Here is a 25,739-nt window from a genome sequence, read left to right on the forward strand (position 1 = left end):
CGGCCATGATCGAGCTCTGGGGTCCGCTGCAGCATCTCGCCTGGCTCGCGGGCGTGGAATGGCCGCAGGGCAACGAGGACGAGATGTGGGCCCTAGGCGGCGATTGGCGTACCGCCGCCGACGAACTCGACGATATCGTCGCCGACATCATCGAGGCCAAGCGTGCCTCGCTGCACGCCTATCCCGAGGGTGACGGCGTCACCGAGATGATCGCCGCCTTCGACAGCCTCATCTCCGGTGACGGTTCCGACTCCGATCAGTCGGTGCCGAAACTGGCCGACTACTTCCGTCAACTCGGTACCTCCGCCTACGACACCGGTACCGAGATCGAGTACACGAAGCTGATGTACATCTCGTCGCTGGTGCTGCTGGCGGCGGAGATCGCGGCCGCGTGGATCTTCCCGCCCACCGCGCCCGCGGTGCAGGCCGCGGCGGTCGCCCTCACCAGGTTCGCGGTCCGCATCCTGGGCCAGCGGGTCATGCAGGCGATCTTCCGGCTGGTGGCAAACAAATTCGTCGGCTTCCTGCTCCGGCATGTCGCGATCGACACCATCCTCGGAACCATTCAGGAAGTCGGCATCCAGGCCTACCAGGTCGAGGCGGGGCACCGCCCGGATTTCGATCTCGGGCAGATCGCGGTCACGGTGGTCAGCTCGGCGGCCGGCGGCGCGGCGGCCGGTCCGGTGGGTGACATCATCGGGAACAAACTCCAGAACGAGGCCCGGGGGATGGGTCGCCAATATCTGAACGGGGCAATCACCGGTACCGCCGCCGGTTTCGTCGGCGGGCTCGCCGGGACCGCGGCCGCCATCCCGACCCAGTTCGCCGTGATCTGGGCCGACACCGGCAGCTGGGACCAGGCTATGGACCAGACGATGTCGACACTGCCCCAGCAGTTCGGCCCGCTCGCGCTGGTGTCCGGCGCCACCAACGGCCTGGCCACCGGTGTGAACAAGGTCGGTGCCAATCACGCCTTCAGCAGCCTGAAAGTCGGTGTGCACAGCGACAGTTACCGCAACACCTGGGGCGACCGGACCTTCATGGATCGGCTCAACGACGCGGTGAGCGGGCCCGGCACCCGCAGCGGTGGCCTGCCCACGGGAACCGGCGCGCCCGCCGGCGCGGACGGCACCGGCGGCTTCGGCGGCGACGGATCACAGACCAGCAGCCCGGCCCGGACACCGAACGGTGTGGGGGGCAGCGGCGAGGGGAACCTGTCTCCGGCCGGCAACAACGGGCACAACGGTGACTCGCCGGGCGGAGCCGGGGAGGCCGGCGGAAACGACCGCGGCAGGTCTGTCGGCAGCGGTTCGAACGACGGCGACGACGGCCCCGGAACCCGTGAGGGTGCGTCGTCGGCGGACGGCGAGGGCGGGCGGCAAGACAACTCCGGAGCTGTCGCGGGACAACAGGGCCCACTCGGCGACGGCGAGGGTGGCGATGGTGGGTCCGCGCAGCACGGGGATACCGGGCCGGCCGACCGCTCCGACTCCACGCCGGGCCCGGCCGATCGTTCCGATTCGGGTGCGGGTGTGGCCGACCGTTCGGATTCCGGTGCGAACGCGACCGATGGTCCCGATTCCGGTGCCGGCGCGGCCGACCGTTCCGACCCGGCCACCGGCGCGGCCGACCGTTCTGATTCCGGCACCGGTGTGGCCGACCGTGCCGAGTCGGCAGGGGCGAGGGACCGTACCGACTCGGACGGCACTGGTTTCCCCGCAGCCGATTCCGGCTCGACCGCGCGGCAGGGCCGGGCGGACGACTCCGGTCTCGCGGTCGGGCAGCAGGAAGCCGGCGGGGCGGGGACCGGGCGTACTGCAGGTGACGCGGCGGCCGGACCCGGTGAGTCCGCCGGAGACCGCACCCGCGGCGAAACACCGGGTCCGGTCGTGGGCGCTCCGGTCGCCGGCCCCATGGGCGCCGCCACACCGCCCGCCACCGCGACGGCTCCGGTCAGCCCCGGTGCTCCGGCAGCACCCGGTTCGACTCCTGGCGGAGCCGGTCCGGCAGCACCCGGATCTACGAATACGCCGGGCGGCGCCAGTGATTCGCGCGCGCAGGCCGGTCCCACGGCCGAGTCCAGATCCTCGGGCGCATCGGACGGCCCGCGGTCACGTGCCGGGATCGGTGAACGGTCCCCCTATCCCGGCACCGACGGCAGCGGCGTGCGGGCCGGCCGGACCGGCGCGCCGGTGCCCGACGCGACCAATGCCCGCCAAGTGGGGGAACGACAGGATCCGGCCGGTGGCCGGATACCGGGCGACGTCGGCGACGGCCGGATCGGTCCCGAGGACGTATTCCCGCTTCCCCTACCCGATTCCGCCGCCCGAGACGGCGAAGCGCACCCCGGGTCCCCGGATCAGAGGGCGCGGGATCAGGGGTCACCCGGGGCGCGGCGTGACGGTGGAGCTCGGCCCGGCGACGACGGCGCTACCCGCGACCGGTCCACCGACGACACCGAGGAACGAGGCATCCCCGAACCCGGCGAACCACAGGGCGCGCCCGATCCGCGCAATCGCGGGGAATGCGCCCGGCTCACGCTCGCCCAGCTCGCGGCGGAAACCGGAAGCGACCGGATCACGCCCCCGGAGGAGCCGGTGGGTCCGCGCGGTATGGACCGGCGTCAGATGGAGGACGCCCTGGGCGGAAAACTCTACGACTATCCCGACCCCGGACCCGAGCACTCCCGCCACCAGGCGGTCGCCGACGAACTGTTGCGTCAGGCCGCGCGGACGGACCCGCGTCTGGTAGCGGCGGGCCGCGGACCCCGCGCCTTCGTGGTCGACGAATACGCCGGGCCGGTGGACGAACACGGGGTCGGATCGCACGCCTACTCGCTGACGGTGCGGATGGATCCGCTCACCGGCGAATACCGGGTCGTGGTATCCGATCCGGCCGCCGGGCAACGCCGCGGCTTCCCGCCGGACGTCCCGGCCGAACTGCGCTATGTCTCGGCGACCCTGCTCGACGGCGCGGGCCGGATACTCCCGCCGAGCGGCCACGACGGGCGAGTGCGGCCGACAGTGGAACGCTATCGAAGGCACAGTCGGTCGGACTACGAGGTCAACCGGCAGCGGCGCGAGACCGATGCGCAGTACGCGGCACGCCGCGACGCCGAGGACGCCGACCTCCGGTCGCTTCTCGAACGCCGGCGCGCGGAGTATCTGCGCGCGATGGCGGAACAGGTCGGGGAGGACGGGCCCGCCGAACTCGCCGACCGGTTCCGCGCCGGCGCGGCGGAAGCCGACCGTGCGGCCGAACAGCATCGCTCCGCCGCGGACGACCGGTGGGACGAGGCACGTCGCAAACCCGAGAAGCGGATCTCGGACCGGCCACCCGACGAGGACCGGACACCCTCCCGTGATGACGAGGACGCGGCGGATCGGCGTGGTGATGAGGACGTTGCGGATCGGCGCGAGGATGAGGATCCTGCCGACCGGCGTGAGGAGGACCCTGCCGGGCGGCGTGACGAGGATTCCGCCGGGCGGCGTGATGACCAGGGCGCGGCGGCTCGGCGTGACGGAGAGGGGCCTGCCGGGCGGCGTGATGACCGGGATGTTGCCGATCGGCGCGAGGATGAGGATCCCGCCGACCGGCGTGAGGAGGACCATGCCGACCGGCGTGACGAGGATTCCGCCGGGCGGCGTGATGGTGACCGGGACGCGGCGGATCGGCGTGACGGCGAGGGTCCTGCCGACCGTGAGGAGGATTCCGCCGGGCGGCGTGATGAGGAGGATGTTGCCGACCGGCGTGAGGATCCCTCCGGGGCTGTCCGCGGTGAGCCGGAGTCGGGAACCGATGCCGGTCGCTACCGTTACGACGCGCAACCGGATGAACCGCAGCCGTACCGGCCCACCGATCCCGGCTTCGCCGAGGCGCTGGCCGCGACAACGGCGCTGCGGGAGGCCGAGCAGGCGCAACGGGACAGCGTCGTCGCGGCGTTGCGGACGCTCGCGGTGGACCTGGGCCTGGTCGAGCCGGGGAGCCGGCCGGATCTGCGGCAGTTGCGGCCGAGCCGGATCGGCCCGCGGATCGACGCCCGGCAGCAGCGGGTACGCGATGACGGCACGCTCAGTGAATACGAACGGGCCCGGCAGCTGGCCGATCTGGATACGTTGCGCGCCCGGTCGGAGCGCTATCACCGGATCGTCGGCCGGATGTCCGAGACGTCCCAGTTGCTGGGCGAACTGGGTGGTCTCGCTTTCGCCTTGGACGCGGAACTGCATCCGGGCGCGATCCAGCTGACTCCGTACGAGGGCGCCAGTACCGCCAAACTCGTGGTGGATATCGCGGTGCTGGTGCCGGGGACCGGCACCGGGGCCCCGAAACTCTTGATCGTCGAGGCCAAGGGCGCCGATTCGCCGCTCGGTGGTTCGCGGCGTGCCGACGCCCAGCAGGGCGCACCGGAATACCTGCGCGACACGCTGGCGATCGACAAGAACCTCGCGACCGTCCTCACCGAGACGCCTGATCAGATGCGAGCGCGCGGGATCGATCCGGACGGTGCGGCCGGTCGCGGGCTGCTGCGCGCGCGGGAGGAACTGCTCGCCGCTCATCGCGACGGCACCCTGGAGGTCGAATACCACCAGGTGCGTACGGCGGCGACCGGCGAGATCACCGTGCGGCGGTTCGATCTCGAACGCGATGGGGATCCGGTCCGCGTCGATGTCATCGGTGGGATCGACCGGACCGCGCCCGACGGGTCCGGATCGGCCGACCGCGGGCGGTCCCCGGGCGAGGGCGAGGCACGGCGGAATCCGGATATCGGTGATACGCGGCGGATTCCGGTGGTCGGGGACACCCGGCCGGAGGGCGATGACGCCCAGCCGATTGCGAAGAACGGTGACACTCGGCCGATTTCGGTTGTCGACGACTCGCGGCCGACTCCGATAGACGATGACACGCAGCCGATCACAAGGGTCGACGACACCCGGCCTGTTCCGGCGGTGGACGATACGCAGCCCGACCCTATCGACGGTGCCGAGCGGCCCTCCGCCGCCCGACTGCTGGGTGCCCCGAACGACGACTCCTGGTCGGGGCTGGACTCCGCGCAGGTCGGTGCGCGGTTGCGGGACGAAATCCGGGACCTCATCGGCAACCCGCGATTCGAGGTCTTCGGTTTCGACCGCCCCGAGGTGCATCCGGAGGTGGCCCGCGAGTACGCCCGGGCGCTGGTCGATATGTTCCGGGCCCATCCGTACGCCCGTCTCGGCGCGGTGGTGTTCCGCGACCTGGGCCCCGATGTGTTCGGTCGGACCCACTGGTCGCTCGACAACGGGGTGCCCCGTGCCGATTCGATCGAGTTCAACACCTCCGTGGCCACCGATCCGGCGGCCGTGCGCCGGGAAACCGAGCACAACGTCGATACCGGCTGGTTCCCGGATGTGGCGCGGGACCGGCCGGCCTACGCGCGGGCCGTCCACGAGTTCGGGCATGTGCTCGACGGCGCGGGCGGGCACCGGGCCCGCCGGGACCTGACCGGCCATCTGATGCGGCACTTCTTCGACCGGCATCCCGAGGCCACCAGTGTCGACGACTATTTCGCGTGGTTGCGCGAATCGCTGAGCGGGTACAGCTTCCACCCCGGCACCCCGCATCCGAAGCCGGCGGAGGCGCTGGCCGAGGCATTCCTCGCGACCGAGATGCGCCGTGCCGGCGCGGCCGAGCCGGGTCCGGCCGTACGCGACCGCGGCGACGATCCCGTACGGCTCATCCACGACCTGCTGGTGGAATCGGCCCGGGAGACTCCACGGCCCCGTTTCGGCTGGTTCGCCGAGGAGTCCGCCGCACCGCAGCCCGCGGACGGTCCGGCCGGACCGCGGACCGAGGGTTCGGACGCCGGCGCACCGCCCGGCGCCGACCCGGGTGGCGGCGAGGGGTCGCGCTCGGACGGTGGGCCCGCCGATCCGGCCGCTGCCGACGCCGCGGCGGCCGAGCGCGAACGTCTCGATCTGGTCCGAACCGGCGACGATCAGCTCGACGACTGGCGGTACGCACCGGTGGACCAGGCAGTACAGGTGCGGGAGGTGCTGGCCCGGACCGCGACCGGGCGGGCCGCGCTCGCGCTGCTGCGGGACGCGGGGGTGACCGTCCGGTTCGCCGAACCCGGTGACGGTCCGGTCCCGGCCGACGAATTCAACGGCCGCACGATGGCGGCGGTGATCGCGGCGGGTGATCGTGATCAGGTCGCCCGGGCGGCGGCGGTCGTTCGTGTCGCCGCCCTCGCCGAGTCGGTGCTGCGCGGCCGCGTGGAGGTGACGCCGGCCCGGATCCGTGCGCTGGACCGGGCCGATCACGTCGCGGCCCGGATGCGGGCGGAAGCCGATGCGCTCGGCCGGCAGGCGGAGTTCCGGCGGGAGCTGGGCCGGGCCGGATACGACACCGACAATGCGATGGCGACCGATCCCGTCGACCTGGCGCAGCGGCGGATCCTCGACAATGCCTACCTCGAGGCCTACGACGCCGCGATCCGGCAGGCCGGGGACCCGCAGGGTTCCGGTGCGCGGACGCGAGTGGAAACAGACGCCGCCCGGGACGCCGAGCTCGGCCGTCTGGCCGCGGTCCGCGACGAGATCGCGGCGAGTCGGGATCGGGCGGTCGCCGTCCGGGATGTGCTGCTGGATCGGCTGGGGGTCGGGCCTGAAGAGGTGGCCACCCGGGCGCTGCTGGAGGAAACCGTCGAGCGGTTGTACGGCCGGAGCGTCCGCGTCGACCGGATGAGCGGATACGGCGAGCGCGTGGAGGTTGTGCGCGAGGCGGCGACGCAGGTCCTGCGCCGCCAGCGCGAACTCGAGCTGGCCGAAGCGGATATGGCGGCGGCCGCCGGACTGCGCGATTCGACCGAACCGGTCGCGGCGACCGATACCGACCGGCTGCACCGGGTCGGAACGGCCGAAGGTATCGCGCGACTGCTGGCGCACCGGGCGTTCGACTCCGCGGAAGTGGGTACCGGCCGCAGCGGTCGTGCCGCGGCGGAAGCGGAGTGGGACGCCGCGCGGGCATTCCGGCCGCCCGCGGATATGGACGAGTACATCCCGTCCGCGCAGGCGGCGGCCCGTGACGTCGAGGCGTTGGTGCGGGCGGACGCCGCCGCGGCCGCGCGGCTACACCGGATCGAGGCGGCCTGGGGCCGGGCCGCCGACCGGCTGCGGGATCTGCTCGGTATGCGAAACGATCCGGGTACCGGGTCCCGTCGCGAGATCCTCGATCATCTCGCCCGGCGCGCGCGGGAGCGGTCGGATTCGCTGCCCGGTCTGGAGGCCCGGCTGCTGGGTGCGCTCACCGACGAACACACCCGGGTGAGCGCCGAACGCGCCCGGTTGCGCGCGGAGCTCACCGAGGTGGTCACCCGCGACCTCGCGGGTACGGCGGCATCGGATCGGATCCGCGTTCAGCTGGACGATTCCGGGGCAGTGACGGTACAGCGGGAAACCGGACCGGTGCGTGCCGAACAGCCGGTGTCCCCGGATTCGCCGGTACCGCACGGCGACCGGACTGCTCGTGCCGAGCTGGCGCGAGCTGTCGCCGATCTGCGGGACAAGGCGTTCGGCGAGCTGAGCGCACTCGGCACTCGCGCCGGGGCCTGGGGAACCGCGAGCTGGGTGCGGCGCACGCTCGACGAACACGGAGTCGAGATCAGGTTCAGTACCGAGCCGGAGGCGACAGCGGCCCGCACCCCGAATACCCGGCGGCGGCTGGGCGTGGACGCCGGCTACGACCCGGTCACGCGGACACTTACGCTGCATCCGGGCGATACGCCTGCCCAGCACGTGCGTGAGCTGGTGGTCGCCGCGCGGCTGGCGGAGCAGTTCGCGGGTATCGACGTGGCGGCCGAACGGATGACGCTGCCGCGCGACGAATACTGCGCCCTCATGCTGGACCGGGTCGCCGAGGCCTATGCGCTCTCTTTCCGGGACACGGTGGATCTCCAGGTGCGCATTGTCCGGCCGGCGCCTACCGATCCACTGGCCCGCAGCTACGCCGAAGCTTTCGTGAAAGGATTCCGGACCGCCGAATCCGCCTACGGTTCCCGCAAGATGCTGGGCGGTGAATCCGGTTGGTTCTACTCCGCCGGGCACAAGGCCGGATTCCGTGCGGTGCGAGCCGCGCTGGACAGCCAGGGCCCGCTGGTCGGCGGGCTCGCCCCGGGCGAGCATTTCGCCGGGATATGGGACCGTGCCCACGGGATCTCGCCGACCGGCGGTACCGAACCGCCGACGCCGCGCCGGATCCCGGCGGACACCCCGGAGGACCGGCTGCGCCGGGCACGCAGCCTGGCCGACGAGATCGAAGGCCTGCAAATCCTGCGTGACCTCGGGCAGTACGTACCGGAGGGGCCGGCCGAGCAGGTCTACCGAGCCGCGCACGACCGGGAACTCGGCCGTGCCCGGCGCCGCGCCGGCGGCGCGGAAACTCCGGCGCAGTCCGCACGGCGGGCCGGAACCGAGGCCTTGAGCCGCTACCTGCGCCGGACCGGGCTCGCCGACGCCGAGGTCGCCATGGATGTGGTGCGGTCCATTGTGGACGGCGGCGGTTCGCCGTGGGGGCATCCGAAAGAACAGTCCGAACACCGCGGCGGGGCGGGTACGGCACGGCCGGAAACGATGGCGTCGGAGACGGATTCCGATACGGCGCGGCGTGTTGTCGACGCGGAAATGGAACGATTCCGGCAGCCCGAGCGGATGGGGGAGCGCCCGGAACGGCTGTCGGACCGGGTGCTGCGTTACCTCGACCCGCATCCGCGCCTGGTGGTCACGGCCCGGCCGGGCGAACACGTGGACGCGCTGCGGGAACTGGCGCTCACCCACTCCGAATGCGGCGATGTGCTGTGGGATCACTCCCACGGCCTGGACTATCGGCAGGTGACGGCCGGTCCGGACGGGGAACCGGTGGTCACGCCGGTCAACCGGGCGACGGCCGAGGGACCCTACGGCAGGCGTGATCTGCTGGGTGAGCGCGACCAGATGCTCGCCCACTATCTCCGGTTCCGCGCCGAGGGCCGGACCGACCTCGGCTTCACCGACTGGCTGAAGCAGCTCGGCCCGGACGCCTTCTACACCAAAGCCGATCGGGGCAGCACCCACCGGCCCGGGACGGTCGGTCACCTGCGCAACGATTTCGTCACCAGAGGTCACCAGCGGGTGCTCGCCGCCGACCGGCCGCTCGACCCGACGCATCCGGCCCGGATCGCCCACAATCTGTACACCCGGCAGGTCCCGATCGCCGCGGGCGGTAGTGCGCGGCCCGGCCATCACCGGCTGGAGGTCTTCGCGTACGGCGCCGGGCATCTCTCGGTCTTCGTGGAACCCGACGGGCACGGCGGCTGGCGGGTGCCCGCGCCGGTCGGCCTGGAAGGCAGCCAGAACACGCTGTCCCGGTACTTCCAGGGTATGGCCGGCGATACCCGTGAGGGGCTGGTCGAGCGGATCACGAGAATCCTCGACGACCCCGCCGCGCCGCTCACCCCCGAGAGCCGACCCCGCGGACGTATCGGCAGGCTGCTCGGCCGCTTGCCCTTCGGCTCGGACCGGCCGGGCGGGAACCCGACGCGGGCAGGAGATGCCGACGGAACACCTCCGCCGGACGGGCCGGAGTTCATGGGCGGTGCCGACACCCGGCCGCGCGGGAACCGGACCGGCGAGCCTGGCCCGGACACGCCGGCGAACCCGCCCGACCCGGCCGCGGACGCGGCACTGCTGCACGCCCCCACCGACGAATGGTCGGCGCTCGAGCCGGTCGAGGTCGGCCTGCGGCTGCGCGAGGTGATGCGGGAGCTGACCGGGGATCCCGATTTCGAGGTGTACGGATTCGGTCTGCCGGACCTGAACCCGACCGTGGTCCAGGAGTTCGCGCGGTCCCTCATCGACATGTACCGGCGCTATCCGCAGGTCGATCTGCGCAGTGCCGGTATCGGCCATCTGGACGATGCCATCGCCCTGAACAAACCGGTGACCGATCGCGAAACCGGTATCGCGCGCGCGGATTCGATCGCGCTCGACTACACGCACGCGCGCAGCGCCGAACGGATCCTGGATCGGATCCGGCAGTCGGTGGACGACGGCCGGCTGAACCCGAACGCGCTACGCCGGCCCGTGTACGCGGTCGGCGTGCACGAGTTCGGTCACGGAGTCGATTACGCGGGCGGCCGGCACGCACGACGCGAGCTGGAAACGATATTGCGCGAATACCATCGCGATATCGTCGGCGGAGATACCGCGGACTTCGCCGGCTGGCTGCGCCGGGAACTGGTCGGGTACAGCTTCCGTCCCGACGGCCGCCTCCACGAAGCCGAAGCCCTCGCCGAAGCCTTCGCCGAGGTCGAACTGGCCCGGCAACTCCCGGCGGGCCGCCGGCCCGAGGTGGGCGAGGTGCGCCGCAGGATCCACGACCTGCTGGTCGGGTACGCCGACGCGGATCCCGGAGTGCCCGCGCAGCGGATCGGGCCGCTGCACGACGGGCCGGAACACATCGGGACCGACGATATGCGGTCAGCGGATTCCGGCGACCGGTATCGCGATGCCGTGGCCGACGAATGGTCGGCGATGGGCCTCGACGAGATCGTCGCCACGCTGCGCGAACGGTACCCGTTCCGGGAGATCACCGGATTCGCCGACCGTCCCGGCGTCCCGCCGCTGGACCTCACACTGGTCCGTGAGGTCGCGCGGGCCGTCGATCTGATGATGTCGCGGTTCCCCATGCTCGATGTACACAATCTGCACATCGGGCCGGTCACCGACCCGGACCACGTCCGGGGCCTCGCGGGCTACGACCTGGACCCGCGCGACGCCGATCGGATGGTCACCGACACCATCACGCTCAACGAGCGGCTGCTGCGCAACCCCGGCGAGTTCTACGCCTCCCGCCGCCGCTCCGAACAGACCTTTCACTCGCCGCGCAACTCGGCCGACCGGCCCGCCTTCGCGACAACCGTCCACGAACTGGGCCACGGCCTGGACTACGCGGGCAGTACCCGAGCGCGCGGGACGGTCGAGGATCTGCTGGTCGAGTACTACAGCGAGAAGACCGGCGGTTTCGATCCGGACGAGTTCAGCGTGTGGATCAACCAGCTCAGTGGCTACAGCTTCACCAACCGGGGCGATTTGAACCGGCCGGAGGTTCTGGCCGACGCGGTTCTCGATGTCGTGCTCAACGGCCCCGATGCCACCGAACCCGCGCGGATCGTCTACGCGGCGCTGCTGCGGGAATCGATCGACAACTACTACGACACCTTCGAGAACGAAGCCGCCGCGCTGCGCATCACGGATCTGGGCCTGGGACCGTGGATGGACGGCTACGACCGGACGGCCGCGGCCGGGCCCGACCGGCCGACCGGCGAAGTCGCCGACCGGTCCGACGACCGCGGGACACCGGATTCGGATATCGCGCTGCTCGGCGCCCCCGCGGCCGACCAGTGGTCGGATCTGGGCCCGGCCGAGGTCGGCGGGAAACTGCGCGACCATATGCGTGCGGCGACCGGTAACCCCGACTTCGCGGTGTTCGGGTTCGACCAGGCCGACCTGAACCCGGAGGTGGTCCGCGAATACGCCCGCGCCGTCACCGATATGTACCGCGACTATCCGCACACCGATATCCGCGCGATCGGGATCGGGAACCGCCGCGAGGGAATTCTCGCCGACGCCGGACCGGCCCTGGACCGCGAGACGGGACTCGTCCACACCGAGGACATCACCCTCAACTACCGGCACGCCACCAGCGTCGAGAACTTTCGCGCCCAGGTGCAACGGGGAGTGGACAACGAACAGTTCTCGCCGACCATGCTGCGGCGGCCGGTATACGCCATGGCGGTGCACGAATACGGTCATGCCCTGGACTATGCCGGTGGGCTGCGGGCGAGTTCGACGGCCCAGCGGCATCTACTGCTGCGGGCCGCCGAGGTGGGTGGCGACTTCGGCGCCTGGTTGCGACAGCTCAGCGGATACAGCCGTGACGACGACGGCCTGCTGCGCGGGCACGAGGCGGTACCCGACGCGTTCGCCGAATACATCATGGGCGGTGACGATCCGGCCGCACGCGACCGCGTGGTCATCACGCCGGTACGAGAGCTGTACGAGCTGCTGATCCGGCACGCCGACAACCCACCGGGCGGTGCGTCCGAGCGCTCCGGGGACCGCGGCGCGATGGACGCCGGGCACCGGCCCGGTGACGACGGCACCGGCCGGGATCGTCCGGACGACCAGGACGGCAACGGGCTCGACCGCGACGGGCCCGAGACGAGTACCGGCGGTGGCGCGAAGAAACCCCCGGGCGGGCCGCCGCGTCCGGCCCCGCCGCCGGAAGAACCCGACGGCGGCCGGCCGGACCAGGAGCCCGGCGGGGACGAGGCGCCCATCCATCCGGACGCGATCATCGAGCCGCTGGTGATCGAGGTCGACGGCGAGCGGATCGCCTTCGATCTGGTCCCGGACGGTCCGGACCGCTGGCGGCTGGTGCCGCAGGGCGATCTCCCCTCGGCGACTCCCGAACGGCTGGCCGCGCTGCGCCGCGAGATAGCGGCGATCCGGCGGATGTGGCCGGGCCGCGCGCCGCAGGTCAAATACCCGTCCGGATCCGGATGGGACAGCCGGGGTCAGGCCGCGATCGCCGACGGTGTCGCCGGTATCCCCGATCTGGTGAACCCGGTTCCGCCGCAACCGCCGGCCACCCCGGCGCCCACTCCGGACCATCCGGTGATCGGTCCGGCACCGGAATCCGGCCCGGCCGACCCGACCCTGCTGCGGATCGGACAGCAGTTGCCGGTGTGGATCGGCAATCGCGAGCACATTCCGATCTTCGGACGGCTGTCCGCCCGGATGCGCGACGACGCGGGCGAATTCGTGCCGATGCATCCGGGCGACGACGCGGAGTACCAGCCGTGGCTCACCGACGGAACCCTGGCCGCGGCCCGCGACCAGCTGCTCGCCGACCTGGATTCTCGTCGCATATCGCCCGCCCAGGCCCTGCGGGATCTGCTGGCCGTGGCCGCCCGGCCCGATGTCACGCCCGAGCAGCAGCGCCAGATCCTCGATGCCCTGCGTGATCGCGGGCTCCTCTCAGGCGACGAGGCCGCGGCACTCGCCGACGGACTGGCCGAGGAGCGCGCAGCGCGGGGCTCGGAGCTGCCCGTCGGACCGGCGCCCGAGGGGGAGAGCCTGACCGACGCGGCCCGGCGGCTGCTCGATATCGACCTGCCCGACGACAGTCCCGAAACCCTGGCCCGGGTCATCGACGAACAGCAGTACCGGGTGGCCCGGGCGACCGGGGCCATCGAAGGGCTGGCCGCCGCGGTGCGGCGCTACCGGATCGAACAGACCCTGCCCTACACCATGCGGGACGCGCCCCCGGCGGCCGATACCGAGCGCGGGCTGCCCCGGGCCGGCGACCCGGCCGCACTGGATGATCCGGGCGGGCGGCGCACCGAGGACGATCCCGGCGACGTCTTCGACGACGAGCGCTTCGAGGACGAGACGGACGCGCCCTCGTCGCGGCGGCCCGGCCGCTACGCCGCACCTGACCCGGAGGGCCGGCCGGTCCCGTTCCGCGACGAGATCAGCTTCATCGATCAGAATCCCATGGGGCGGTTCCTCATCGAGATACTGGCCGCCTTCGGGCACGAACCGGGTCTGCTCGACACGCCGCCGGTGGAGAACGGCGCCGACCAGCTGCCGATGTGGGGTGACGGGTACGAACTCGGCCGCGACCAGGGCCTGCGCCGATTCTTCGAGAACGCGTTGCGCCGGGACCAGATCCGCGACGAACTCGCGAGCTGGGCGGCGATGCGCGACCTGTCGCTCGAGGATCTGCTCGCCGACCCGGAAGGCGTGCTGGACCGGTTGCGTACCGAGAACGTGGCCCGTTCGGAACGAGTCGCCGAATTCGTCGACGCCGCGCGCGCCACATTGCCGGAAACCGGGCTCACCGATCCGGTCGGAGACCTGCTCGGACGGCAGCTCGTGCGCCTGCCCGGCGGGGCGGGTCAACCGGACCGGCTGGTGATCGTCGACGGTGCGCGCGACCGCGAGCAGGTACTGGCCGACGCGCTGGCCGCCGACTCCGAACTACGTCATCTGCTCGACCGGGGCGATCTCGTCCTGGACTACCGTGCCGTGCAGCGGGACTGGACCGGCGAGACGGTGCTCGTGCCCGCGCCGATCCCGCCGCTGCGCTATCTCCACGAGAACATCCTGGGACGCGACCTCGAAGTACTGCTGGTCCGCGACGGCGACGGCACCTGGCATCAGGTGACCGGGTCCGCGGCGGAACACCGGGCGGCTCTCGGCGAGCCGCTGCCCCGCTCGACACCGGAGATCGCCGCCGAGATCGCCGGCATTCTGCACGAACTCGGTATCGGCCCGGACGCGGTGGCGCCGGATGCGTCGGCCGGGACCGTGGGTGATCTGCTGTTGGACAACGCGGTGCGAGCGGTGCAGCTGGAGGCGCTGGCCGATTTCATCCGTTCCGCCACCGATATCGAGATCTTCAACGAGCTGACCGACGCGCGAAGTCGACTCGCGCGCCGGCTGGGACTGAACCTGATCCCGGACCCCGGCGCACCGGAACGTACCTTCACGGCGGAGTCGCTGGCCGACCGCCTGACCGATACCGGGCAGCGCCGGGCTCTGCGCGCCCAGCAGTTCGGGGATCTCGCCGAGTACGCGAAAGGCCTGCGCGAGGTGGATCCGGACGCGGTCGCCGCTGCTCGCGACCGGCTGGCCCGGCGGCTGGTATCGGAGGAACTCGCCCGCAAGATGTCGACGCAGCGAGCCGCCGACCGCGCGGGCGTCGACCGGCGGACAGCGGCCCTGCTCCCGCCGGGTTATGTCGACGGCCCCGACGGCAAGCGCGTATTCGCGGTGAACCCTTCGGGCCTGGATCCGAAGAAGTTGTTCCAGGTGATCCGACGGCTGGAACGCGACGGTCAGGGCGAGCTGGTACACGAGGCACTGGCCGAATACGCGAACGCCCTGTTCGATATCGACCCCTATACCGATGTCCCCCGCGGCGACCGCACCGCCGACCCCCGGATCGCCGACGGCCGCTTCCCGATGCACGACCGGGAGGCCATGGGCGGGCTGCGGGACCTCATCGCCGAGGCGGTCCGTGCGGTGGGCGCCGACGATTTCGCCCGGGCAGTGGCCGATGCCGCGAACCGGCCCGGCAGCCATCGGATCCCCGACGACGACCCGGATCGGCGTCCCAACGCCGACCGGGACTGGGCCCGCCTGGTCGGGGTCGATCTCACCGGCGCCGACGACGCGACCTTCGTACGCATCTACGAGGCCTACCGGGACGGCCGGATCGAGAACCATGAGGGCCTCAGCCCCGAGGACCTGGCCGCCGAACTCGGCCGTCTGCGGCGCGAAGTCCGGGACCGGGCCCGGCGGATCGCCGCACTGGGCCGGCTGCTCGACGAATACGCGCGCGGCCGGCGGCCGGACCTGGCCGCGGCGGCGGACGGGCGACTCGCGACCGGCGCCGGTGATCCACCTCCGGCGGGGCCGGGACCGGAGGGGCCGTTGCTCGGTCCGGCGGGGCCGGGTCCGCAAGGGCCGTTGCTCGGTCCGGAAGGGCCGGGACCTCAGGGGCCGCCGCCTGGTTCGCAGGGGCCGCTGTCCGGTTCCGAGGGCTCACTCGCACCGCGTACCGGCGACGAGACACCACCACCCGGGCCGGAGGCCGGTGACTCCGGCGACGGTAGCGGGAAACCGCCGGACACGCCTCCCGCGGTCCCGGGAGATCCCGGTGAGGGCCCGGACGACTCCGGTCCGCGGGCGGAGTCCGGACCGGGGGCGGCCCCCGCGCTCCCCGATTCCTATACGGAACTGATGGATTGGGTGGAGCTGCGCCGGGCCGAGATCGCGGTCGACGCGGCCGCCGACGAAGCGGCCTGGGCCCGTCGGCAGGCCGCCGACCGGCCCGGCGACGGACTCTTGCGATTCCGCGCCGAACAAGCGGATCGGATGCTCGGCTACGCCCGCGAACGGATCGACCGGATCCGGTTGGCCCAGGTGGACCGAGCGGCATGGAATGCCCGGATGGACGCCGACCGGGCGCGCTTCCTGGCCGATATGGACCCGGACAACTGGCTCGCCGGCCAGCGGGCCGATCTGGCCGAATGGGTCGCCCGGATGGCCGCGGAGCGGGCGCGGTGGTGGCAGGACATGCTGGGAGGTCCGGGTGGGGGCACCCCACCGGGGCCGCCGCCGGGCGAGCCGGGACCCGACTCCGATTCCGGGCCCACCGGGCCGAAGCCGGATTCCGCGCCCGACCCCGAGGGTGCGCCGGAGCCGGACTCGGGAGAGTCGGTGGATAAGGCTGTGGCGCCCGGCGATCCGGAGCGCGGGGAAACGGGTTCTGCGGCGGAGGACGGAACGCCCGCCGCCGGCAACCCGGCCGATAAAGGACGGCCGGAAGATTCGGCCGATGGTGTGCGGACCGACGACTCGCCCGACGGTGGGCGGTCCGACGACTCGGTAGTGCCGGTGGGCGAAGATGCGGAGCCGGTGGCCGAAGACCGGACGCCCGAGGTCGGCGGCAGGGAGCCGGAAGCGAAGGCCGGGATATCTCGTGGCGACGGCACCGAGGCCGCGGGCGTCCAGCCCGAAACCGACGGTAACCTGCAGATATCCGAGGGTGCGGCGCCGGTGCCGGAGGGCGGGCGATCCGCGGCCGACGGCGCGGAGCCGGACGATCCCGGTGGCCCGCGGGCGCGGGAGGAGGACGGCGGTGCGACCGGTCCCCGGCCGCACGATCTGCTCGCCGATGCCTTGGTCGACGCCGTCGCACGGTGTGACGACCTGACCGCGCGGATCGCCGAACTCGCGTCCGGTCTGCGCGCCGATGTGGACCCGGGCGCCTTCGACACCGCGCGGATGGCCGAGACATTGGCTGAGCTGCGCGGTCACGATCTGGATGCCGAGGACCGGGTCCGCGTCGAGGAGATCGGCGATCTCCTGACCCGTCTGCTGCACGCGGAGCAGGAAGTGCGCCGGATCACCGGCCGGATCGAATACGACCGGCTGGTGGGGGAGCGGCACGGGGTCACCCGGGAGCGCGAATTCCTGCGGGCCAAGATCACCGACCGGGCCCGCAACCTGGGCCTGCAGAACCCCGGCGGCTGGGCCGATCTGGGGCCGGAGGCCCGCGAGCGGATCGTGCTGCGTCTCGACGAGGAGACCGGATACGACGCGGTGGACGTCGCCGGTGGGATCGACGAGATGCCGCTGCACGACCGCAGCGCGGTGGGCGACCAGGAGCGGCAGCATCGCCGGGACCTGATCCGCAAGCTGATCGCCCGGACGGCGGAATTCGACGAACTCGGCTCCCGCCTGCGGGAACTGGACCGGCAGATCGCCGGAATGGAACAGGGCCAGGAGGTCCTCGACCGGCCCCGGCCCGAGGAAGTGACCGCCGAACTGGAACGGCTCGCCCGCGAGCGCGCGGCCGAACTGCACCGCATCAAACCGCGCCGGACCATGCGCGACGATCTCGCCCGGCGGCTCGGGCCGGTGGACGAGAACGACGACCCGGCCGCGGGTCTGCTCGAACCCGGCGCGTTGGACGCGACGCTGCGTGACCTGCGTGAGGGCGCGTACCGGGAGCTCGCCGCGGGCGTCCTGCGGCCCTCGCAGTACCAGCGGCGGCTGCTGCGGATCGATGCGCTGGCGGATGCGGCCCGGGACGTGAACGAGGCCCATCACCGGATCGGCCGGCTCCAGGACGATATGGCGCGGGTGGCGGGTGTCTGGCGCGCTCTGGTGGAGGCCGAGGGCGGCCGTATGGTGACCGATCGGGTCGGTGTGGTGGACGGCGACGTACCGCGGATCATCGTGTTCGGGCCACGTCCGGACCCGGCGAATCCGCGCGCCGATCACGACGCCGCCCTCGACCACGCCCTACGCAACAGTCTCGCCGCCGCGCAGGCCATGGTGCGCCCGGAAACCACGGTGGAGTACCGGCGGGTGCTCGCCGACCGGGCGGACAACTGGCGGGTCGAGGATATGGACCCACCCGAGGTCGAGCGGATGAGCACCGGGTGGGTCGCCGGTCGCCGCCTCGATATGACGAGGTGGCGGGACGCCGCGGGCGACTGGCATCCGGTCGACCCCACCCGCCCCGGTTGGCAGACCAACCGTGACGCCCCCGACCTGCCGAAGATGTTCGGCCGGAAGGATCTGCCCGACGGTGTGAGCGGCTGGGCCAGCGAGGATGTCGTCAACGACATCGTGCTGCCCCTCGAGGATGTACCGGCGGGCAAGATCCCGGAGAGCACCCTGCCGGTCAACGCGCCGATGGCGCCGGCGCAGTACGACACCTCGGGTATCGACCCGAAGGACCTGTTCGGCCAGCACTGGGGTGCGGATGCCTACAACGTGATGCGGTTGCTGCTGATGGCCGCGCTGGTGCCGAAACATCCGGCGGTCAAGGCCTGGATCCAGCGGCATCCGGAGATCGGCCGCTGGGTGCAGGCGCGACCGTGGCTGCAGAAACTGCCGCCGTTCGGGACGGTGTTCCGCGGTTACGAATGGTTCGCGCCGCCCGGAACCGATGTGCAGCCCATGCACCGCCGCTGGCAGGAAAGCGACCACCTGCCGCGGGCCGCGATGAACGAGATCCCCGAGGGACTGCGCCGGGAGTGGGAGCGCGAGGCCGACCAGTGGGCCGAGGTGCAGCGCTGGGCCGACGAAGAATACGACCGTTTCCTCGGTGACGACACCGATATCGATCGGATCGCCGACGGTATCGAACGGTATCGGGAGGACCGGCAGCGAGCGGCGGCACGGGAATTCGTCGACCTGGTGCGGACCCGGACGGTCGGCGAACTCGGTGGTCTCGATCCGCTCGGGAATGTTCCGGCGCAGCTCGCGCGGATCGAGGCCACGATCGACCGGATGGCCGAGGAGGCCGGTGACCGGTTCGCCGTCGACGATCCCGAGCTGGTGCGCAACACGGTCGAGCAGGTCCGCGAGATGCTGCTGGGCGTGGTCGATCCGGCCGAGATCGTGCCCGGAGCCGATCCCGACGAGATCGTGCGGGCCGTCCACCCGGACGATATCGCCGAACAGCTGGCCGGGCAGATGCGCGACGACGTACCGCGCTTCACCCGGGCCGAACTCGAACAGATCAAAAACCACCTGATGGTCGACGAGCACCGGGTGCGCGACGCCGACGACCCCGACGGCGAACTGGTCCGGCGCCCGATGGACCGCCTCGCCGATATCGCCGAAGCCTGGCACCGGCTGCGGGCGGGCGAGCCGTTGCCGGCGGACCTCGTTCTGCTGCAGGACGCCCTCGCCGAGGCGCAGTACCTGGCCGACCACCCGCAGGCCACCTGGCAGGCGGCGAATACGTACGCCATCGGTCTCGGCCACCATTGGGATTCGCAGCGTCCCCCACTCACCGGGTGGCGGGCCGGCCGCCCCTACGCGCTACCCCCGCTGCAACCGGACGCGGCGTACCTGCCGCCGGGCAGCCGGGAGACAAGCGAGCGGCGACCGCCGGCCGCGCGCGACGGTGACACGCTGGAGTTTCCGGCCGCGGAACCGCCGGGCGACGGGCCCGCGCGTCCTGCTCCGGAGACGCCGGATGGGGAATCGGTGGGATCGCCGGGGGTTCGAGCTGCGCGTGACGGTGACACGCTGGAGTTTCCTGCCGACGAAAGGGCCGGTGAGGGAGAAAACTCGGTGCATCAGGCTCCGGAAGGACGCCGGGGCGAGGCCGGAGAATCCCCGGTCGAAGGGACGGCGGGCGGTTCGGCGACCAGCCGGCGGCCGACCCCACCGGAGAACACCGCGCCGGATGCTCCCAGCGGGTCCGTACCGGATGATCCCGACAACCCCGACGGACCTCCGCCGGACGAGCCCGGCGGTACCCCGCCCGCGAACGGCCCGGGTGGCGGTAAGCCGCCGTCCCACCCACCGTCCTCCGCCCACAGCGCCCCGGAACCGCCGCGGGGCAGCGGACCTCCACCGCCCCCGAACGATTCCGGCAGCTTGAACGGCCGCGGGGGCCCGGGTGATTCCGGCGGCTTGAACGGGGGCCCGGGTGACCCCGGCGGCCCGAACGCTCCCGGCGACCCCGGCGACCCCGGCGACCCGAGTAGTCCCGGCGCCCCGTTGGCCGGTGACTCCGGCGCGCCCCGGCACGGCGATCCGCTCCGTAATCTCCTGTCCTTCCTCCGGGATATGGCGGACCGGCCCCTGCAGCGCACGACCGCGCCGCTCGCCGGTGCCGTCGCCGAGCACGCGCGCAGGCTGGCCGAACACCTCGGGCTTGCCGGTGTTTTCGGTGAATTGCGCGATCCGCTCGCCGCGCTGGCCGAACTTGCCGAGATCGCCCGCGCCCGCGGCTTCCTCGACGATTTCGACAACGGGCCGCGGATGAGGTACCCCGCCGATTTCACCGAACTGTCCGCGGCGGAACGCTACGGCGACGAGCAGTACTGGCGGCACGAGGCGGATCCCGAACTCGCCGCCGCGATGCGGGAGGAACTGCTGCGTGCGGGCCTGCCGGTGGAGGACCCGCAGCTTCCCTCTGGACAACCGCACGGCGAACTGCCGGCGGTTCGGCCGGAGGACGCGGCGGATCCCGGCCGGGACTCCGCTACCGATGCCGCGCCACGAATGGAAAGCGTCGCCGAAACACGTGACGCGCTGGCGCGCCGGCTCGGTATCGATGACGAGGCGCTCGGCCCGGACCGTCTCGGCCCCACGGTTTCCGATCACCGCTACCGGATCCTGTTGCGTGCCGGCGCGGTGGAAGCCCTGGCGGCCGCCCAGGCCCGAGTGGACGCCGCGACCGACCCTGCCGCGCGCGCGGCTCGGCGCGACACCCGCGATATGTGGGCCCGGCTGCTGGGAATCGATCCGGAGCAGTTGAACCGCGATCCGGCGGCCGTCCTCGATCGGGAACGCGCGGGTGTCGTCCGCGCCGCCGACGAACTGGCGGCATTCGCCGACGGTGCGGTGGCGGCCCGGCGGCAGGAGGATCCCCGTGCACCCGAGCCGGGCGACACCCGCCGCGGCAATGTGGTGGTAGAAGGCGAGCGGGTGCCGGTGCGCCTGGTCGCCGACGACGGTGACCGCTGGCGGGTGGCGGAAGCCGGCCGCGCGGCGCCGCCCGATGTGCCGGCGGTGCCCGCGGATCCACCGCGCCGCACACCGCTGCTGCGCCGGATCTGGGAGTGGTTGCGCGATACCGGGTACACCAACGAGACCCCGAAGTACCCCTCCGGTTCCGGGATCGACAGCGCCGGGCAGTCGTTGCTCGGCGACGAGGCCGGGCTGCCGTTGCGTAAAGCCGAGGACCCGACGCCGGGTGTCCCGGGCGACGAGTACGAGGTGCTGTCGACCAAGTTCAATCCTGTCCGCATCCTCAAAGAGGGTGTGACCCTGTGGAAGAAGCGGGAGCTGCTGCCGTTCCTGCGGCGGTTCACGTCCCGGGTGGCACCGCCCAGCGCCGATACCGCACCGCTGCTGGACGAGGCCGGTAACGAATACCGCTACTGGTTGGACGAAGCCGACCCCGAGCTGGTGCGCCGGGAACTGGGGGTCGAACTCGACGATCTGAAACACCGGGCGGAACAGGACGATCCGGCGCTTCCGGCGGCGCCGGTAACCCGGCATCCGGCGCCGGGACCCACCCCCGCCGAACCCGACGGTGCGGAGGTGGCGCGCAGTACCGGTGAGATCGCCGGATGGGCGGACGAACTGGCGGACGCTGCGGCCCGGCGCGACGAGCAGGCGGCGGCGCTGGTGGCGGCCGCCCGGGCTTTCGGTATCGACCTGGGCGACCCGACTGCCGAGAACGTCCGCCGGGTGCGGGACCTGATCGAATATCAGCAGGCACGGCGGATCGGCGCACTGACCGGGCTGGCCGACGCCGCTCGGCGCTACAACGCCGAACACGCCGATATCCCGTACAGCGACGAGGCGACCTTCTTCGACGCCAACCCGCTCGCGCGTTTCCTGCGTGAGGTGGTGACCGCCTACCGCGAACCGCACCGGGCGCCGGAGTGGCTGCCGGAATCGGTGCGGCGGCGCCAGCCCGGCCCGGCCGATCTTCTGGGCTGGGAGGGCGTGAACAACGGCGGCGAGCCCACCCGTGACTGGGGTGATCTCTTCGACAGCGACCAGCCCGGCCGGGACGACGGCCGCCGGGTCTATCTCGAACGGGCGCTGCGCCGCGACCAGATCCGTGACGAACGGGCGGTATGGGCGCAGATCCTCGGCGATATCGACCTGGCCACGCTGGACGCCGACCGGCTCGCCGATACCCTCGCCGAGCAGCTGTTCCGCATCCAGGACGCCGCGTTGCGGGTGCAGGATCTCGCCCGGCAGGCCGACGAGTTCCTGCGTCGCGACGCCGAGGTCGACGAACTTGCCGGCCTGATCGGCGATATGGCGGCGCAGGAATGGGTCCACGCACAGGACGGGGTCATGTTCGGCGACCCGGCAGGTTTCGGTCTGCTGCCCGCCGACCGGCCCGGCGCGCCGATGCGGCTGGTCGTCATCGACAGCCGACTCGACCACGACCGGATGCTGGCCGACGCGCTCGCGCGCTATCCGGACCTCGCCGCGGCCGTGAACGACGGCACGCTGGACGTACGGTACGCGCTCACCCGGGTGGAGCCGGGGCAGCCGCTGCCCGGCGGCGGGTACGGACCGGAGCGGATCACCGTGGCCGACGCGGGTGTACCGCGGGTCCGGCACCTCGCCGCGGAGGTCGAGGGGCGGCACGTCGATCTCACCCTCGTCGACGACGGCGACGGCTGGCGAGTGGTGCCCGACGACCCCGCCGATCCGGACCCCGGCCACCGCCTCGACGCGATGTCGCGCGCCGAAATCGACACCACCGTGGCCGAACTCGCCCGGCGGCTGGGTATCACCGACGAGGATCTGGCCGACCCGCACCGGCTCACCGCGGAACTATCGGCGCTGCGCGATCAGAACGAGATCCGGGCCGCCCAGCTCGAGGCCATCATGGACCACGCGCGCACCGCCTGGGATATCGACACCTATCACGCGGTCACCCGAGCCCGGGACATCCTGGCGCACCGCCTCGACCCCGCGGAGACCGCCCCGCTCGGCCCGTCGCGGGCCGCGCAGACCGTCGCCGACCCCGCCACCCCGGGGGCCCGGCGGATCCAGCAGATCACCGGAATGCTCTCCTACGCCGAAGAGCTGGCGGCGCTGGATCCCGCCGCGGTCGACGCGGCCACCGCGCGGCTGCGGCAGCGCCTGGATGCCCTCGACGAAGCTGTCCGGGTGGTCGGTACCGGAGATATCGAGGAAGCGATCCGGTCTCTCGTGCACCGGCCGCATGCCCGGCCCGACCTGGTCGCCGCACTCACCGACTTCCTGACCGCTCTCGGGCGGATCGATGTATTCGACCCCGCGACCCACGGTGACCGGGCCGTGGACCCGCGGGTGGGTCGCGCCGAGATCCCGGTGCACGAGAAGGCGGTCCGGCACCTGGTCGGTCTGATCGAGGATCTGCGTCACCTCGCCGACGCTCCGCACCGGATGGACCTGCTGGACGCCGAATCCGATCTGCTGCCCGCCACCGAACTCGGCATCGGCCACGATTTCGCCCGGACGGTCGGTGTCGATGTGCCCCCCGCGGACCTCGCCCGCTGGGACGAGGTGCTGGATCGGCACCGCCGCGGCGAGATCGGCGACGACCATCCCGAATTCGTCCGGGTACGTGCGGAACTCGCCCGCTGGAACGAGGTCTACGAGAAGTACCGCGACGGCCGGCTGGACCGGCACGAACGCCTGACACCCACCGAACTCGCCGAGGTCCAGGCCGAATTGCGCGCCGAGGTCCGGCAGCGGGCCCGCGATATCGCCGACCTGGCCGAACTCGCCGACCACGCCGCCCGGCTCGACGAGGCCCGATTGCGCGACGAGCGGGAGCGAGCGGTGGCCCGGGTGGAACGTGCCCGAGCCGTCCTGCCCCCGCCCCGTCCGGAGCTACCGGTGGCCGAGGCCGATCTGGCCTCGCATACGGCACTGGACCGCCGGATCGAGGCGTTGCGGGGACGCACGACCCGAATCGATGAACAGCGGGAATATCAGCGGCGCGTCTCCGAATACGAGGACGCCGCCCGCCGGGTGATCGACGCCGAAGCCGATCTGGCCCGGATCGAGAACGAACTCGAACAGGGCCCGATACGCCGGGACGACCGGGCAGTAGACGCGGCCGGAGCTCTCGTCACGGGCGACGGTACCGGCGACCGGGGGTCGACGCGGACTACCGGCGACTCCCCGGACGCAGGCCCCGCCGAACCGCGCGGTGAAGCGGACGACGCCGGTGGACACGGCGGACGAACCGAGCCCGCCCCGGGTAGCGATTCGCGCGCACATCGTGGTGCGCCGGGAGACGCGGATCCACCGGGCGGCAACGGCTCCACCGGACGCCGGCGGATACCGATGCCGCGCGGATCTTCGCTGCGTCCCCATATTCCGCATCCGCCGCGCGATCGCGAGATCGATTTCCCGCCGCCGTTCGAGAACGAGCGCGAGCCGTGGCCGGTGGACCTCACCGATCTCCCCATGCGGCCCCGGCCACCGGAACCGTCCGACCCCCCGCGGCCTCCCGCACCGCCGGAGCCGCCGACCACACCGGGGCCTCCGGTACCACCGACGCCGCCGATCCCGCCTGCACCACCGGGGCCACCCGTGCCGCCAGAATCACCGGCACCGCCGCAGCCGCCGACTCCTCCAGCGCCGCCGGGCCAGCCGCACCCGCCGGGCCAACCGCTCCCGCCGGGCCAACCGCAGCCGCCGGGCCAACCGCACCCGCCCGGTGAACCGCAGCCGCCGGGCCAACCGCACCCGCCCGGTGAAACGCACCCGCCGGGCCAACCGCACCCGTTCGACCCGCCGCAGCTCCCGGTGCCTCCCGGCCTGCCGACCCCACCCGGCCGGCCGACGCCACCCGCCCAGCCGCCGTGGCATCCCGCGGTTCCGGAACCTTCGCAGCCGCCCGGTCCACCGCTGCCCGGGCAACCGGCGGCTCCCGCGCCGCCGGTCCCGGGCCCGTGGCCACCGGACGCGCGACCACCGTTCGATCCCTATCCCGCCGCACCCGGCCCGGCTCGTCCACCGGAGCCCGGCAACCTCCCGGGCAGCGGCCTCCCGCCGGGATCTCCCGGGGGCGCCGGTCCTACGAACCCGAGTTCGCCGGGTGGTTCGGCACCCGGAGGTATGCCGTACCCGCCGACGCTGCTGCCGCCCGGCAGCGGGCCGCAGAATGGTTCGCGCGAACGCTTCCGTCCCCGCCACGGCGCGCCGGCCGACGGTCCGCCGCCGGTCCGCGGCGACGGGGAGACCGATGCGGCGGCCCCGCTGGTCGTACGTCCGTTCGCGGGGTTCGGTGTGCCTTCGGAGTTCAACCCGCGGACCGGCACGTTGCAGGCGGCACCGGCCGCGCCGGGCCGGGTCGGCGGTCTCTACGGCGAGATCGCCGGGGTGCCGGTGGTGCTGTACCGGCAGCACGGGCGGCTGGAGTTGCGCATCGGTGAGTCGACCATCGACCTGGACGGCCCGGTTATCGTCGAGTTGGCGACCGTCGCCTACCGGACCACGCGGTTCACGCTGGTCCAGGGCGGACACCGGCTCGGCGAGCTGACCTACCGGTCGCTGCCGGAGGAGTTGGATTTCGGTGCGTATCTGCGGGATGTACTCGCCGATCCGCAACGGCGCGCGCAGGTGTTCACCACGTGACGCGCGGGATGGTGG

General features: G+C 72.4%; 1 protein-coding gene. It reads left to right on the forward strand.

Going from position 1 to position 25,739, the window contains the following annotated elements; all coding sequences use genetic code 11:
* The first annotated feature begins 5 nt into the window (after window positions 1-5).
* Window positions 6-25,724, forward strand: a complete 25,719-nt coding sequence (locus IG75_RS36420) for a WXG100-like domain-containing protein (protein WP_036514497.1) — start codon at window positions 6-8, stop codon at window positions 25,722-25,724.
* The last annotated feature ends 15 nt before the right edge of the window (window positions 25,725-25,739 follow it).

The organism is Nocardia rhamnosiphila NBRC 108938 (genome assembly GCF_000720425.1).
In the GTDB taxonomy this organism is placed as follows: Bacteria; Actinomycetota; Actinomycetes; order Mycobacteriales; family Mycobacteriaceae; genus Nocardia; species Nocardia rhamnosiphila.

Coding starts and splice junctions, on each gene's coding strand:
- IG75_RS36420 (WP_036514497.1), top strand. CDS start 6: ATGATCGAGCTCTGGGGTCCGCTGCAGCATCTCGCCTGGCTCGCGGGC.